This window comes from Streptomyces sp. NPDC058307 (assembly GCF_042880295.1).
Classification (GTDB): Bacteria; Actinomycetota; Actinomycetes; order Streptomycetales; family Streptomycetaceae; genus Streptomyces.
This window is the reverse complement of record NZ_JBHVYZ010000062.1, coordinates 1-13,333: the sequence shown is the minus strand read 5'-3', so window position 1 is coordinate 13,333 and position 13,333 is coordinate 1. Positions and strand designations below refer to the sequence as shown.

Sequence of the window (13,333 nt, the reverse complement as noted above, 5' to 3'; positions counted from 1 at the left end):
ACCAGCCGGGAAGCGCCACTGCGTGCACCCCCGTATCGAGGACTACGCCCTCATCGGCGACGAGCAGACCGCCGCCCTGGTCGGCATGGACGGTTCCGTGGACTGGCTGTGCCTGCCCCGCTTCGACTCGGGGGCCTGCTTCGCCAGACTGCTCGGGGACGAGGAGAACGGCCACTGGCGGATCGCCCCAGAAGAACGCGGACCGGTGCACGAGGCGCGCGTACCGCCCCGGCACCCTCGTCCTGGACACCGAGTGGGAGACCGACGAGGGCGCGGTGCGTGTCACCGACCTGATGCCGCAGCGGGACGTCGCCCCCGACGTCGTACGCGTCGTGGAGGGGCTCACCGGCCGGGTCACCGTGCGCAGCACGCTGCGGCTGCGCTTCGAGTACGGCTCGATCGTGCCCTGGGTGCGCAGGTCCGGCGGGCAGCGGGTGGCCATCGCGGGACCCGACGCCACGTGGCTGCGCAGTGAGCCCCCCGTGCACACCTGGGGCGAGCACTTCGGGACGCACTCGGAGTTCACCGTCGAGGCGGGTGAGAAGGTCGCGTTCGTCCTCACCTGGCACCCCTCGCACGAGCCGCGCCCCCCGCTGACCGACCCCTTCGAGACGCTCGAAAGCAGCGTTGCCGACTGGCAGGCGTGGTCGGCGCGCTGCCGCTACGAGGGTCCGCACCGGGACGCCGTGGTCCGTTCCCTGATCACCCTGAAGGCGCTCACCTACCGGCCGACCGGCGGCATCGTGGCCGCGGCCACGACCTCGCTGCCGGAGGAGATGGGCGGCGTGCGCAACTGGGACTACCGCTACTGCTGGCTGCGGGACTCCACGCTCACCCTGGGCGCCCTCGTACAGTGCGGATACCTGGAGGAGGCCGAGGCCTGGCGGGACTGGCTGCTGCGCGCGATCGCCGGCGACCCGGCGGACCTCCAGATCATGTACGGCGTCGCGGGCGAACGGCGGCTGCCCGAGTTCGAGCTGCCGTGGCTGTCCGGCTTCGGCGGCTCCAGACCGGTACGCATCGGCAACGAGGCCGTGAAACAGCTCCAGCTGGACGTGTACGGCGAGGTCATGGACTCGCTGTCGCTGGCCCGGCGGGCGGGCCTGCCCGCCAAACCGCACATGTGGTCCCTGCAGAGCGTCCTGCTGGACTTCCTCCGGTCCTCCTGGCGGCAGCCGGACGAGGGGCTGTGGGAGGTGCGCGGCGGCCGCCGCGACTTCGTCCACTCGAAGGTCATGGTGTGGGTCGCCGCCGACCGCGCTGTGCGCGCCCTGGAGGCCTTCCCGGATCTGCGGGGCGACCCGGACGGCTGGCGCGCGCTGCGCGACGAGGTGCACCGCGAGGTCTGCGAGAAGGGCTACGACCCCGGACGCAACACCTTCACCCAGTACTACGGCTCACGCGAACTGGACGCGTCCCTGCTGCTGATCCCCCGCACCGGCTTCCTGCCCGCCGACGATCCCCGTGTCGTCGGCACCATTGACGCGATCCGCGCGGAGCTCGACCACGACGGACTGGTACGGCGGTACAGCGCCGAGGAGACCCCCGTCGACGGGCTGCCCGGCGACGAGGGCACCTTCCTGGTGTGCTCGTTCTGGCTCGCCGACGCACTGCACATGACCGGCCGTACGAAAGAGGCGCGGGACCTCTTCGAGCGGCTGCTGGGGCTGGCCAACGACGTGGGGCTGCTGTCCGAGGAGTACGACCCGGTGGCCGGCGCCCAGCTCGGCAACTTCCCGCAGGCGTTCAGCCACATCGGGCTGGTGAACACCGCCCTCACTCTCTTCGGGGGCGAGGAGGCAGGATAGGGAGCATGGATCTTGGACTGAAGGACCGTGTGTACGTCGTCACCGGAGCGACCCGTGGGCTCGGCAACGCCGCCGCGCGCGAACTGGTCGGGGACGGGGCGAAGGTCGTGGTGACCGGGCGGGAGGAGCAGGGTGCGCTCGCCGCGGCGGCTGAGTTGGGGCCGAACGCGGTGGGGGTGGCCGTCGACAACGCCGATCCCTCGGCGCCGGAGCGGTTGATCGCCACCGCGCGGGAGCACTTCGGTCGCTTCGACGGGGTGCTGATCAGCGTGGGCGGGCCCCCGCCCGGCTTCGTCGCCGACAACACGGACGAGCAGTGGCAGTCCGCGTTCGAATCCGTGTTCCTGGGAGCGGTCCGGCTGGCCCGGGCGGCCGCGGCGGAGCTGGACGCCGGGGGTGTCATCGGGTTCGTGCTCTCCGCGTCCGTGCACGAGCCGATTCCGGGGCTGACGATTTCGAACGGGCTGCGGCCCGGCCTCGCCGGGTTCGCGAAGTCCCTCGCCGATGAGCTGGGGCCGCGCGGGATCCGGGTGGTGGGGTTGCTGCCGTCGCGCATCGACACGGACCGCGTGCGCGAGCTGGACGCGATGTCGGCCGATCCGGAGGCCACTCGGACCGCGAACGAGTCCCGGATCCCGTTGCGGCGGTACGGGACGCCCGAGGAGTTCGGGCGAGTGGCGGCCTTCCTCCTGTCCCCGGCCGCGTCCTATCTGACCGGGGTCATGCTGCCCGTCGACGGGGGCATGCGGCACGGATTCTAGCCGCGGGCCTTCAACTGCCCCTTTGGCTCCGGGCCTTCAACTGACCCTTTAGCTGCGGGCCCTCAACTGCCCCTTCCCTCAACTGACCCTTTCCGCCTTGTGCTTGACGCCGGTCATGCGGACCTCGGCCGGCAGTGACTCCAGGCCCGCCGAACTGCGGGCGTGGTCCAGGGCCCCGGTCGTCAGGTGATGCAGGGCCGTTCCCGGGTCCACGTGGGGTTCCAGCAGGAGCCGCACGCGGGTCCCGGGAGCGTCCGGGCGGCCGGTCAGGTGGGCGTGGGCCCGGTGGACGCCGTCCAACTCGGCCGCGTCGCCTTCGAGTACGGCCTCCAGGGCCCGCCCCCTCAGCAGCGCGCCCTCGCCGTCTCCGGTGTTGACGCGGACCTCGGTGAGCCGGCGCCTGCGCAGTACCGCCGTCAGCCACCACAGCGTCAGCAGCACCAGGAGCGCCAGTGCGGCGATGACCGTGGGCCACCACCAGCCCTCGCCTTCCCAGCGGGTGCGTTCCGCGTCGCTCAGCAGGACGTCCTTCTTGCCGTCGTGGATCCACCAGGAGGGCGGATCGACGCCGAGGCCCACGGCGAGTACCGAGCCGCCGACGACGAGCAGGACCAGGCCCACCAGGGCGAGCAGTACGCGGTTGACGGTCCTCAGCATCGGCCTCAGCCCTTCTTCCGGGTCGTCCGCGTCACGTGCACCGACAGGGCGGGGGGCCGGGCCAGGCCCAGTCCCCTGATCGCCTCGGTGAGGGTCACGTCCAGGTCGTCGCGGACGTCGTCCAGTTCCCGGAAGTGGGAGACCGCGCGGACGTCGGCCTTCGCCCGGCGCACCCGTACGCGTGCGGACTGGACGCCTGCCACCTCCATGGACCGGTCACGCAGGACCATGGCGGCCGCGTCCCGGTGGAGGCCTGCGCGGATGTCGGGGTGGGTGCGGCGCATCGGGAGGACGCGGCGCAGCCCCGGTGTGGCGGCCAGGACGATCAGCCACAGCCCCAGGGCCGCGGCCACTCCGGCGCCGATCAGGACCCAGGTGTCGTCCAGGGGGCGCGTGGCGAGCTGCCGGGAGAGTTCGCGGCGCCAGTGCATGGCCGGCCGGTGGGCCCGGACGGCCGCGATGTCGTACAGGAAGAGGCCCGCGCCGAGCAGGAGCAGCAGGGCGACCAGGCCGGCCGGAACCCTGCGCGCCGACCAGAAGCGGCGTCCACCGCCGCCCGTCTCTGCCTCCGGGACGGATGGTGGTCCGTATGCGGGCCGGTCGCGCCGGTCCGGTTCCGCCGCCCGCTCGATGACCGGCAGGCGTTGTGTGGTGCCTTCCGAGCCCTGGGGCTCGCTCATCGCGTCCTCCCCTGTGCCGCGCCGTGCGCCTGTGCCGGATACAGCCGCTCCACCTGGACCGCGACCTCCGACACCTCCATGCCCACCAACGCGACTACCCGCTCGACCACTTGTGCACGCACCCGGCCGCAGCGCTCACCGATGTCGCAGGGGTAGCCGAGTTCGAGGTGCATGCGGATCCGGGCGTTTCCGTGGTGCACCAGGACGGTGGCGTACGGGGGTTCCGCCGCGGCGGGGAGTTCTCCGAGCGCCTCGCGGGCCGCCTGTCCCGCGACCTTCGCGACCACCCGGTCGGCAATTCTCGTCGCCCCTCGGTCACCGGGTGGAACGGCGGTCGCGGTCAGGGGTCTGCGGAGCGCGTCCGCCGCGCCGGCCACACTGCTCACGGTCGTCATCGCCGCCGGTCGCGACGCTCGTCACGGGTGCGGAAGAACTCGCCGATCTCCAGGTCCCCCTCCAGGAACCGGCCGGCGACGAAGCCGATGGCGCCCAGCGCCGCCACCAGCAGGAAGGCCCCGAACCCGCCGAAATAGCCCGCGAAGCCCAGCGCCATGCCGGCGATCATGCCGACCACGGCCATGCTCATCGTGCGCTCCCTAAAGGTCCCTCGAGCTGTGGGTGTGGCTACTGGAGCCGGGACTCCGGCTCCTCGTCCTCCTCGTCGGGCAGCTTCACGTCGCTCACCGCGATGTTGACCTCGACGACCTCCAGGCCGGTCATCCGCTCCACCGCGGCGACGACGTTCTCCCGCACGGCCTTGGCCACGTCGGAGATCGAGACGCCGTAGTCGACGACGATCTCCAGGTCGAGCGCGGTCTGCACCTCGCCGACCTCGACCTTGACCCCGCGGGTGGCGGACTTCGAACTGCCGGGCACCCGGTCCCGTACGGCCCCGAAGGTGCGGCTCATCCCGCTGCCCATGGCGTGAACGCCGAGGACATCGCGTGCCGCGAGTCCGGCGATCTTCTCCACGACCCCGTCGGCGATGGTGGTCCGCCCACGGCTCGCCGGGTCGCCGCCGCCGCGCCTGGTGGTCTTGCGCAGCTGCGCCTGCGGCTCCACCTCGGTGCTCTGCGTCATGTCGGTCATCGCCGTCACTCCTTTCGGTCGTCCTCCTTCGACCACCGTAAGCGCGGTGGCGCGATCGCGCGCCGGAGATGCGGCAGGCTGGAGGAATGACGGCGGAGCAGTGGGCACGGACGGTGCGGCGTCAGCTGGGTCTGGGCAGGCTGCTGCCCCTGGGCGGGCCGCGCGACGGCGCGTGGATCTCCGAGGAGGCGGCCCGGGCGGTGCTGCGGGCCGCCGCCGAGGACCTTCGGGGCGTACGGCTGGGCACGGTGCGCATCGGGCTCGCCCGTCCGGAGGACACGCACGAGCCCGCCGTCCCGGCGCCGCCGAGCGCGCTGCCGCCCGGGCCGCTGCGGCTCGCGGCGGAGTTCGAGGCCACGCCCGCGCAGCCGCTGCCGGTGACGGCGGAGCTGCTGCGTACGGCACTCGCCGGGGCGGCGGCCGGGCTGCTGGGGCTGGAGCTCGGCGAGGTGGACCTGCGGGTGACGGCCCTGCTGGACGAGGATGCCGAACGCTCCCCCGTACGGGCGCCCGAGCCACCGCGTCCCGTGGAGGCGGGGCTCGGCGACGAGACCCTCGCGGCGGTCGCCGCGCTGGCGGTGCCCGGGGTGGCCGGGCTGACGGGTCTGCTGGGGCGGCCGGTGCACATCGAGGACCGGGAGACCGGGGACGGCTCGCTGCCGCGCCGTCATGTCCGCGTCGAACTGGCGGTGGGCGCGGACCGCCGGGCCCTGGATGTGGCCCGGGAGGTCCGCGCCGCCGTGGGAGCGGCGCTGCCGGACGGTCCGACGGTGGCCGTGCTGGTGACGGCCCTCGTCTAGATCCACCCGCCGACCGGATCTACTCGCCGACTCCGGCGAGGTCCCGCAGGCGTCGGCTCTGGGCCGCGCGTTCGGCGCCGCGCTGCTCGTCGTAGGTGCGGTCCTGGGCGCCGCGCAGCAGCGCCTTGGTCTCGATGACCGCGTCGCGGGGGGCGGACAGGAGTGCGCCCGCCAGGTCCTTCACGGCGCCGTCGAGCTGGTCCAGGCGTACGGCGAGGTTGGCGAGGCCGGTGCTCACGGCCTCCTCGGCCGTGACGAAGCGCCCGGTGGCGCAGATCTCCAGCGCCCGGGCGTATCCGACGAGGCCCACCAGGGGGTGGGTGCCGGTGAGGTCGGGGACCAGGCCCAGGCTGGTCTCGCGCATGGCGAACTGCACGTCGTCGGCGACGACGCGCAGGTCACAGGCGAGGGCGAGCTGGAAGCCCGCCCCGATGGCATGCCCCTGCACGGCGGCGATGGACACGACGTCACTGCGCCGCCACCAGGTGAAGCCCTCCTGGAACTGGGCGATGGCGGCGTCGAGTTCGGCGTCACCACTGCGGGCGAGGTCGATGAACGACGGCTCGCCCTCGATCCCCTCGGGCGTGAACATCTGCCGGTCGAGCCCCGCGGAGAAGGACTTGCCTTCGCCACGCAGCACCACGACCCGGACGGAGCCCGGCAGCAGCCGGCCCGCCTCGGCGAGCGCCCGCCACAGAGCGGGGCTCTGGGCGTTGCGTTTGGCCGGGTTGGTCAGCGTCACCGTGGCGAGGGTGTCCTCGACGGTGAGCCGTACGCCGTCCTTGTCGAGCAGGGGAACGAGTTCCTGGCCGTCCTGGCTGGACGTCGCCATGGGGCGCCTCCGATGAGTGCGGTCATCCTCCGTGCCGCAGGACGGCACGGCTAAGTGACTGCACAGTAACCACCCGGTCGGTCAGCTGACCGACCGGGTGGCCACCATCGAAGCCGATGGGCCGCCCGGTTCAGGACGACGCGGCCTTCTTGCCCCGCGTCGCCCCGCCACGCCCACGGAGCGTGACGCCCGATTCGCTGAGCATCCGGTGCACAAAGCCATACGAGCGGCCGGTTTCCTCGGCCAGTGCCCGAATGCTCGCACCGGAGTCGTACTTCTTCTTCAGGTCTGCCGCGAGCTTGTCGCGCGCGGCGCCGGTTACCCGGCTGCCCTTCTTCAGAGTCTCGGCCACCCGGTCCTCCTCATGGGAAGTGCGCTCTGGTCCTCTCATGATCACCCCTCCGGGCGTTCATGGCCACCCATTCGGCAAGGTCCGTAAGACATGGTTTTGACGACAGGAGCGGGTCCCCACATACGGAATCTGTGATTCCACCCGGGCGCGTTCGTATCTCCGAACGGGTTCCTTTGTGAAGTGCCAGGTCAGAGACGTGCGACGGCCGAGCCCTTGTCGATAAAGGACTCGGCCGTGAAATCGATGTAGGACACACCTCGGTACGAGGAGATCTCACACAGATGGTGGATCACCGGTGGGCCGAATGATCCATACGCCGTTGATCACGCCGTGGATCACGCGTTCGATCAAGCGGCGCCGACCGTCAGGCGAGGGCGACGAGATCCGCGTAGTCGGCGCCCCACAGGTCCTCGACGCCGTCCGGCAGCAGGATGATCCGCTCCGGCTGGAGCGCCTCGACGGCGCCCTCGTCGTGGGTGACCAGGACGACCGCACCCTTGTAGGTGCGCAGCGCGCCGAGGATCTCCTCGCGGCTGGCCGGGTCGAGGTTGTTGGTGGGCTCGTCGAGCAGCAGGACGTTCGCCGAGGAGACGACCAGGGTGGCGAGCGCGAGGCGGGTCTTCTCGCCGCCGGACAGGACGCCGGCGGGCTTGTCTACGTCGTCGCCGGAGAACAGGAAGGAGCCGAGCGTCTTGCGCACCTCGACCAGGTCGAGGTCGGGGGCCGCCGAGCGCATGTTCTCCAGGACCGTGCGCTCCGGGTCGAGGGTCTCGTGCTCCTGGGCGTAGTAGCCGAGCTTGAGACCGTGGCCGGGCACGACCGCGCCGGTGTCGGGCTGCTCGGTCCCGGCGAGCAGGCGCAGCAGGGTCGTCTTGCCCGCGCCGTTGAGGCCCAGGATGACCACGCGGGAGCCCTTGTCGATGGCCAGGTCGACGTCGGTGAAGATCTCCAGCGAGCCGTACGACTTCGACAGGCCCTCCGCCATCAGCGGGGTCTTGCCGCAGGGCGCGGGCTCGGGGAAGCGCAGCTTGGCGACCTTGTCCTGCTGGCGCACCGCGTCGAGGCCCGCGAGCAGCCGGTCGGCGCGCTTGGCCATGTTCTGCGCGGCGACCGTCTTGGTGGCCTTGGCGCGCATCTTGTCGGCCTGCGAGTGCAGGGCGGCGGCCTTCTTCTCGGCGTTCTGCCGCTCGCGCTTGCGGCGCTTCTCGTCGGCCTCGCGCTGCTGCTGGTAGAGCTTCCAGCCCATGTTGTAGACGTCGATCTGGGCGCGGTTGGCGTCCAGGTAGAACACCTTGTTGACGACCGTCTCGACCAGGTCGACGTCGTGGGAGATCACGATGAAGCCGCCGCGGTAGGACTTGAGGTAGTCCCGCAGCCAGATGATCGAGTCGGCGTCGAGGTGGTTGGTCGGCTCGTCGAGGAGCAGGGTGTCGGCGTCGGAGAACAGGATCCGGGCCAGTTCGATACGGCGGCGCTGACCACCGGAGAGGGTGTGCAGCGGCTGGCCCAGGACCCGGTCGGGGAGGTTCAGCGCGACGGCGATGGTGGCGGCCTCGGCCTCGGCGGAATACCCGCCCTTGGTGAGGAACTCCGTCTCCTGGCGCTCGTACTGCCTCAGCGCCTTCTCTCGGGTGGCGCCCTGGCCGTTGGCGATGCGCTGTTCGTTGTCGCGCATCTTCTTCAGCAGGACGTCGAGGCCGCGCGCGGACAGGATGCGGTCGCGGGCGAGCACGTCGAGGTCGCCGGTGCGGGGGTCCTGGGGGAGGTAGCCGACCTCGCCGGAGCGGGTGATCTGGCCGCCGGCGGGGATGCCCTCGCCGGCCAGGCACTTGGTGAGGGTGGTCTTCCCCGCGCCGTTGCGGCCGACCAGGCCGATGCGGTCGCCCTTGGCGACACGGAAGGTGGCGGACTCGATGAGGACTCGGGCGCCGGCGCGCAGCTCGATACCGGAGGCGGAGATCACGGACAGACTCCAGGGCGGGTTCGGGATTGACGGGTGGGCGGCTGAGGACGTTCCCGCCGTCTAGTGCGCGAGGAGAATGGCCATGGGCCAAGTCTAACGGGGGCGTGCAAGCACTTTTTCTGGGTCCGGGTGTTCGGTTGGTCTCGCTCCGGGTATCCGGTCGGTCCCGTCGAGGATGCCCCGCGGGGGGCCGGTGAGCGCAGAGGGCGGTGTCCGCATGCAGTTCGACGACGACGCCAGTTTGGACACGTCCGAGGTGCAGGACGTGCGCGGCAGCCGCATCCCGGGCGGTGGAGCGACGGTCGGTGGTGGCATCGTCGGGGTGATCGCCCTGCTCGTCGGGCTCTTCTTCGGCGTCGGTCCCGACCAGCTCGGGCTCACCGACGGCGGCGGACAGCCCGCGGCCACGGCCTCCGGCCTCTCCGAGGTCCAGCGGAGCTGCCGGTCCGGGCAGGACGCGAACACGCGCGACGACTGCCGGATCGTGGCGGTGGTCAACAGCGTGCAGGACTACTGGGACCAGGAGTTCGAGCGGCGCGGCGCCACGTACACCAGCTCCCCCACGTACTTCTTCAGTGAGCAGGTCGGCACCGCGTGCGGGTCGGCGACCTCGGCGGTCGGGCCGTTCTACTGCCCGGGCGACCGGAAGGTCTATCTCGACCTGGGGTTCTTCGACGAGCTGCGGTCGAAGTTCGGGGCCAGTGGCGGGCCGTTCGCGCAGGCGTACGTGGTGGCGCACGAGTACGGACATCACGTGCAGGACCTGATGGGCACGCTGAGCCGGTCGCAGGACGGAGGGACGGGCGCGGACAGCAACGCGGTGCGGGTGGAGCTCCAGGCGGACTGCTACGCCGGGGTGTGGGCCCGTCACGCGACCACGACGAAGGACGAGTCGACGGGGCGGCCGCTCATCACGAATCTCACGGACGCGGACATCGCCGACGGCCTGGACGCGGCGGCGGCCGTGGGCGACGACCGGATCCAGGAGCGGTTCCAGGGCCGGGTGACGCCGGAGTCGTGGACGCACGGGTCGGCGCAGCAGCGGCAGAGCTGGTTCCGGCAGGGCTACGAGTCCGGCGACATGGCCCGCTGCGACACCTTCCGCTGAGGCTTTTGCCTGCTGGGAGGCCGGTGTCAGTGGCCGCTGGGAGACTGGACGGCAGAGGGGATTCGCGACTTCTGACCAGTCTCGTCACAAGGGAGTGATCGGCATGGCAGGCACGAGCGGTGGGCGTCCGAGCATCTATCCGGCACTGCTGTACGCGGACGCGAAGGCGGCGATCAGGCAGCTGACGGAGGCCTTCGGCTTCACCGAGATCGCGGTGTACGAGGGCGAGGACGGCCTGGTGACCCACGCGGAGCTGGTACAGGGCAACGGCGCGGTGATGCTCGGTTCCAAGGGCACCGGCAGCGCCTACGACAAGCTGATGAAGGACGCGGGCCCGGTCGGGGTGTACATCGTCGTGGACGACGTCGACGGGCACCACCGCCGCGCCGTGGAGCACGGCGCGGAGATCCTGACGCCCCCGACGGACCAGGACTACGGCTCCCGGGACTACATGGCCCGGGACGCCGAGGGCAATGTGTGGAGCTTCGGGACGTACGCGCCGGAGATACCCGCCTGACTCACCCTCCGGTGTGCACCTGGAAGGCGGCGCGGCGGACGGCCTTGGCGAGGGCCGGGTCGGGGTGCGCGGCGGCGAGGGCGACCAGGACCTGCACGGTGCGCGGGTGGCCCACCGCCCGCACCTCGTCGAGCAGTTGGGGGACGGTCGGCTGGAGCGCGGACTCCAGGTGGCGCACCAGCATCGGGGCCTCGCCGTGGTCGGCGACGGCGGCCGCGGTGTCGACCCACAGCCAGGTGGCCTCCTGCCGGGTGAGGACCTCGTGGGCGTCCTCCGGGTCGATCCCGTCGTGCTCGGCCAGCCACAGCAGGGCGTACGGCCGCAGGGTGGGCTCGTCCGCCACGGAGCGCACGTCGGGCTCGGCGGGGGCGCCCACCACCCGCAGGGCCTCGAAGGCGAGGCCGCGCAGCAGGGCGTCGTCACCGCGGGCGGCGTCGAGCAGCTCGGTGACGGCGCTGCCGACGGGGCGGGCGGCGAGCCAGGCGCGGTACTCGGCGCGGGCCGCGTTGGGACGCAGCTGGGCGCAGCCGCGCAGCATCTCCTCGGCGGCGACCTCGATGTTGCCGGCCGGGCTCTGCGCGGCGACGCAGATCTGCTCCAGCTTGACCCACACCGCCCAGCTGCCGAGGGGGGTGAGGGTGGCCTGGCCGTCACCGTAGGTCAGGGCGCCGACGGAGGCGAGGGCGCGCAGGGCCCAGTCGAGGAGGGGGGCGAGAGGAGCGTCCTGTGGGTCCGCCGCCTCGGGCTCCTCCACGGGCTCCGGCTGCGGGCCGTAGGGGATCTCGCAGCGCTCGGTGCGCAGTTCGGTGACGCGCTGCTCCAGAAGGTCCAGGAGCTGCTCCACGGGCACGGGGCCGGCGGACAGTTGGAGGAAGGAGAGCACCTGGGGCATGGCCGAGACGACCTCGGCGACGGCGGCGGGCTCACGGTCGGTGGGCTCCGGGAAGGCCAGCGACCAGGCGTCGAAGAGGGCGACCCAGCCGCGCAGTACGGCACTGTCGTCGCGGTCCCAGGCGCGCAGCCGCCAGCCCGGGCGGGCGCTGTCCCCGTGCACCTCGACGAGGCCGGCGAGGCGGGCGGTGTCCCAGTCGGCGCGGACCTGAGCCACGGTCAGGCCCAGGTCGGCGGCCGCGCGAGCGGCGGATTCGTCGGAGAGGGTGCCGTTGCCGTCGGAGCCCGCGCCGTCCCTGCCGGGGCCGAGGGCGCCGTCGGCCCAGTGCGCGACGCGGGCCGCGTCGGCAAGACCGGAGCGCGCCATTCTGGCCAGTACCGCGGGGGCCGGTGTGCCCTCCGGGGGGCGCGGCGCGGGGCGGCGTGGGCGCCGTTGGTTCACTGCTGTGGGGGCGGCGGCCAGGGGTCGCGGGCGGACGAGTCGGAGCCTGGAGTCGCGCGGGATACGGGACGTCACGGGTGCAGTCTTCCGGTTGACGGTCCGAAAACCCAAACGGAATGTCACCGCGGGCGCCGGGGAGGGTCGGTGCCGGGGCCACGTGGAGGGACATAGGCCGAGATCAGGCCAGTAGTACGGGCTTAAACGGAAGCTGCGGGACCGGGGCGCCCACAGGTCACATCATGGGCGTGAGGAAACGGCGCAGTGTCTCTTCGTAGGCGCTCGGGTCGGCGTTCCACATCGCCGCGTGGGGGGCCTGGTGGACCGTGTGGAGGGTGATCCGGTCGGGGTGGGTGGCGGCGAGACGGCGGGAGAGGTCCCAGGGGGCGAGCGTGTCGTCGGGGCCGTGGAAGATCAGGGTCGGCGGTGGGAGCCGGTCCGGGCCCATGTCGTCGGTCCGGTGCTCGGTCCGGTGCTCGGTCCGGTGCTCGGTCCGGTTGTCTTGTTGGGTGTACAGGCCGGCGTGGTCGCTGGGCAGGCCGGTGCGGCCCTGTGCCGCGCGCACCGCGAGCGGGAGGAGGACACCGGGGGTGTGGCGGGCCGCGGCGAGGGCGCGCAGGGTCCGCTCCCAGCTGAGGACCGGGGAGTCCAGGACGAGCCCCTTGACGCGGTCGCGCAGGCCCGAACGGGCGGCGGCGCGCAGGGCCATGGTGGCGCCGGTGGACCAGCCGTGCAGGACGAGTTGGCGGGCGCCGTTGCTGACGGCGTAGCGCATCGCCGCGTCCAGGTCGCGCCACTCGGTCTCGCCGAAGTGGTTCAGGCCGTCCGGCGGGCGGGGGGCGCCGGTGTCTCCGCGGTAGGCGGGGGTGAGGACCGGGAAGCGGAGGCGGTGCAGGAACTCCATGATGTTCAGGGCGTGTTCGCGGGTCGTGCCGAGGCCGTGCACCGCGATGACCCAGGTGTCCCGCGCGCCGGGCACGAACCAGGCGGGCAGGGGGCCGAGTTCGCCGGGGATGTCGACGTCGGTGTGATCGAGGCCGAGGGCGGACTTCGGGTCGCCGACGTATGTGTTCGGGGTGAGCCAGACCTTGTCGCCGGGTTTCAGGGTGCCGTGGGTGACGCGTTCCAGGCGGCGGACGACGGTGTCGACGGAGTGCCGTTCCGCGGCGAGGACGGGGCCCACGACGGCGTGGGAGGCGTGGGAGGCGTCGCCTGCGAGGCCGTAGGTGCCGGGGCGGAGGGCGGCGAGGTCGCGGGTGAGGGCGATGCGGCCGGCTGCGGTGGAGTGGACGGTGAGCCGGGGTTCGCCGGGCAGCGGGCGGCCCGGGGACACCTTCAGTCCGGCGTCGCCGGCGATCCTCCCGGCGACGATTCCGGCCGCGCCGGCGGCCAGGGCTGCGGTGACGGCAGCGGCCGTCGCTTTGACAGTGTGCACG

The 13,333-nt window shown here is 72.3% G+C and carries 14 protein-coding genes and 1 pseudogene; 5 read left to right on the top strand and 10 right to left on the bottom strand.

Features of this window, described 5'->3' with window-relative positions:
- Positions 1-22 precede the first annotated feature (22 nt).
- Both ACFVYN_RS32835 and ACFVYN_RS32830 read left to right on the top strand, forming a co-directional pair.
- Positions 23-1,808: pseudogene (locus ACFVYN_RS32835) on the top strand (glycoside hydrolase family 15 protein).
- 5 nt (positions 1,809-1,813) lie between these two features.
- Positions 1,814-2,569 (top strand): SDR family oxidoreductase, encoded by a 756-nt coding sequence (locus tag ACFVYN_RS32830; protein ID WP_390005290.1) that lies wholly within the window; start codon positions 1,814-1,816, stop codon positions 2,567-2,569.
- Between the two features lie 78 nt (positions 2,570-2,647).
- Here ACFVYN_RS32830 and amaP read toward each other — a convergent pair whose 3' ends face one another.
- The 5 genes from amaP to ACFVYN_RS32805 are packed head-to-tail and all read right to left on the bottom strand — an operon-like array spanning position 2,648 to position 4,995.
- On the bottom strand, positions 2,648-3,226 hold the full coding sequence (gene amaP, locus ACFVYN_RS32825; protein ID WP_390005287.1) for an alkaline shock response membrane anchor protein AmaP: 579 nt from the start codon (positions 3,224-3,226) through the stop codon (positions 2,648-2,650).
- 5 nt (positions 3,227-3,231) lie between these two features.
- Positions 3,232-3,906, bottom strand: coding sequence for a DUF6286 domain-containing protein (locus ACFVYN_RS32820; RefSeq protein ID WP_390005284.1), 675 nt, complete (start codon positions 3,904-3,906; stop codon positions 3,232-3,234).
- Positions 3,903-4,301 carry a hypothetical protein gene (locus ACFVYN_RS32815; protein WP_390005281.1) on the bottom strand — a complete coding sequence of 133 codons (399 nt, stop codon included), beginning with the start codon at positions 4,299-4,301 and terminating at the stop codon, positions 3,903-3,905. Before ACFVYN_RS32815 ends, ACFVYN_RS32820 begins: the two co-directional genes overlap by 4 nt.
- Positions 4,298-4,492: a hypothetical protein gene (locus ACFVYN_RS32810; RefSeq protein ID WP_390005279.1), complete on the bottom strand. Its 195-nt coding sequence runs from the start codon at positions 4,490-4,492 to the stop codon at positions 4,298-4,300. The genes ACFVYN_RS32815 and ACFVYN_RS32810 overlap by 4 nt, the downstream gene beginning before the upstream one ends.
- A 38-nt stretch (positions 4,493-4,530) precedes the next feature.
- On the bottom strand, positions 4,531-4,995 hold the full coding sequence (locus ACFVYN_RS32805) for an Asp23/Gls24 family envelope stress response protein (RefSeq protein WP_390005276.1): 465 nt from the start codon (positions 4,993-4,995) through the stop codon (positions 4,531-4,533).
- A gap of 86 nt (positions 4,996-5,081) precedes the next feature.
- On the opposite strand from ACFVYN_RS32805, the gene ACFVYN_RS32800 reads away from it, so the two are divergent.
- Entirely contained in the window at positions 5,082-5,795 is a 714-nt protein-coding gene (locus ACFVYN_RS32800; RefSeq protein ID WP_390005274.1) for a nucleopolyhedrovirus P10 family protein, read from the top strand.
- A gap of 19 nt (positions 5,796-5,814) precedes the next feature.
- Here ACFVYN_RS32800 and ACFVYN_RS32795 read toward each other — a convergent pair whose 3' ends face one another.
- The 3 genes from ACFVYN_RS32795 to ACFVYN_RS32785 form a co-directional block, all read right to left on the bottom strand.
- Positions 5,815-6,627: an enoyl-CoA hydratase/isomerase family protein gene (locus tag ACFVYN_RS32795; protein ID WP_390005271.1), complete on the bottom strand. Its 813-nt coding sequence runs from the start codon at positions 6,625-6,627 to the stop codon at positions 5,815-5,817.
- 130 nt (positions 6,628-6,757) lie between these two features.
- Positions 6,758-6,979: a helix-turn-helix domain-containing protein gene (locus ACFVYN_RS32790; protein ID WP_004002281.1), complete on the bottom strand. Its 222-nt coding sequence runs from the start codon at positions 6,977-6,979 to the stop codon at positions 6,758-6,760.
- A gap of 364 nt (positions 6,980-7,343) precedes the next feature.
- Complete coding sequence (locus ACFVYN_RS32785; protein WP_390005268.1) at positions 7,344-8,942, bottom strand: ABC-F family ATP-binding cassette domain-containing protein; 1,599 nt, start codon at positions 8,940-8,942, stop codon at positions 7,344-7,346.
- 217 nt (positions 8,943-9,159) lie between these two features.
- Between ACFVYN_RS32785 and ACFVYN_RS32780 the strand changes: the two genes are divergently transcribed.
- Positions 9,160-10,050 (top strand): neutral zinc metallopeptidase, encoded by an 891-nt coding sequence (locus ACFVYN_RS32780; protein WP_390005380.1) that lies wholly within the window; start codon positions 9,160-9,162, stop codon positions 10,048-10,050.
- 103 nt (positions 10,051-10,153) lie between these two features.
- Complete coding sequence (locus ACFVYN_RS32775) at positions 10,154-10,567, top strand: VOC family protein (RefSeq protein WP_390005266.1); 414 nt, start codon at positions 10,154-10,156, stop codon at positions 10,565-10,567.
- A gap of 1 nt (position 10,568) precedes the next feature.
- Here ACFVYN_RS32775 and ACFVYN_RS32770 read toward each other — a convergent pair whose 3' ends face one another.
- Positions 10,569-11,975 (bottom strand): hypothetical protein, encoded by a 1,407-nt coding sequence (locus ACFVYN_RS32770; protein WP_390005263.1) that lies wholly within the window; start codon positions 11,973-11,975, stop codon positions 10,569-10,571.
- Between the two features lie 157 nt (positions 11,976-12,132).
- Complete coding sequence (locus tag ACFVYN_RS32765) at positions 12,133-13,332, bottom strand: alpha/beta hydrolase (protein ID WP_390005261.1); 1,200 nt, start codon at positions 13,330-13,332, stop codon at positions 12,133-12,135.
- Position 13,333: the final 1 nt, after the last annotated feature.